The organism is Hydrogenophaga sp. (genome assembly GCF_041633695.1).
GTDB lineage: Bacteria > Pseudomonadota > Gammaproteobacteria > Burkholderiales > Burkholderiaceae_C > Hydrogenophaga.
Genome location: NZ_JBFJMY010000722.1, coordinates 1 through 1,344 on the forward strand (window position 1 = coordinate 1; position 1,344 = coordinate 1,344).

Genomic DNA, 1,344 nt, shown 5'->3' on the forward strand with positions numbered 1-1,344 from the left:
CCGTCTCTTTGGACGACGGCGGCACCCAACGGGCACCCACTTCCGGACACGATCCAAAAGCGGCGCGGAACGTACGGGTACTACGCGCTCCATATTTTTTTTGTTGCCAACACGGGAGGCAAACTGGGCGCCGCGTTACTCCAACCGGACCGCCTTACAACTACTGTGGGTTGAGACGCCGGCCGTGCGCACAGGGCAACCAACCGGTCGGCACGGACGACACGCCAGACGCCGTGCGCACGGCAAAGCCCAGGCCAAAGCCGTGGCCGGGCGGCAGCAGGTCGCCATTGGCCGGAATGTCGCCCAGGTGGTCGGCGGTCATGTACGCCACGGTGCGCGGGCCCAGCAGGCGCACGCCGTCGAGTTCGCCCTTGTTCAGCATGAACTGCAGAAAACGCGCGTAGTCCATGGCGGTGGACATCAGGCCACCACCGCCGCTTTCAAATGCCGGCGTGGTGCGAGGTTCCAGCACCGGCATGGGCACGCCACCGTCGGGGTCGTGGGCAAACGGCTCGGCAATGCGGTGCTGCTGTTCGGGCGGCACCACAAAGCCGGTATCGACCATGCCCAGCGGACCCAAAATGTGCCGTTGCAGGTGCACGCCCAGCGTCTCGCCGCTCACCACCTCCACCAGCCGGCCCAGCACGTCGGTGGCCCGGCTGTATTCCCACTTTTCGCCGGGCTGGAACATCAAGGGGATGGCCGCGAGCTTTTCGCTGAACGCCGCGTTGCTGCGCTGGCGCGAAGAGATGTGTTCTTGTGTGTATTGGCGCTGCACCATCGATTCACCCAAGAATTCGTAGGTCAGGCCAGCCGTGTGGCGCAGCAAGTCCTGCACCGTGGCGGGGCGCACCGCGTCGGTCAGCATTTCTTCGCCGTTGCGCATCACCGCCACCTTCTGTTGCGAGAACTCGGGCAGGTATTGGCTCACCGGGTCGCTCAGCAGCAGCTTGCCTTGTTCCACCAGCATCATCGCGGCCACCGACACCAGGGGTTTGGTCATGGAGTAGATGCGGAAGATCGAATCCCGCGCCATGGGAATCGCGCGTCCCGGGTCTTGCTGCCCCAGGCTTTCAAACAAGGCGATCTGCCCACGCCGTGCCACCAGGGCCACGGCACCGGGCAGGCGCTGGCTTTGAATTTCGCGGTTCAGCACGTCCAGCAAGCGTTGGCTGCGTTGGGGGCACAGTCCTGCGTCGAGCGGGGCGGCCAGGGGGAGGGCGGTCATGTGGGGCTCCAAATGGGGTAGACGGGTCTATTCTGAGGGATGCATATACTTTGCTGCTTCGCCCAGGTGACGAACCGGGGCGGCTCCAGGGAGTTCAATCGCTACCGCAGCAGGCA

General features: G+C 64.7%; 1 protein-coding gene. It reads right to left on the reverse strand.

Annotated features, from left to right (window positions below; translation table 11 throughout):
• Positions 1–160: 160 nt before the first annotated feature.
• Positions 161–1,228 (reverse strand): serine hydrolase domain-containing protein, encoded by a 1,068-nt coding sequence (locus ABYB95_RS23565; protein WP_372662831.1) that lies wholly within the window; start codon positions 1,226–1,228, stop codon positions 161–163.
• Positions 1,229–1,344: the final 116 nt, after the last annotated feature.

What these genes read in the sequence shown, in the direction of transcription:
- ABYB95_RS23565 (WP_372662831.1), bottom strand. Translation starts at nt 1,228, where the DNA reads ATGACCGCCCTCCCCCTGGCCGCCCCGCTCGACGCAGGACTGTGCCCC.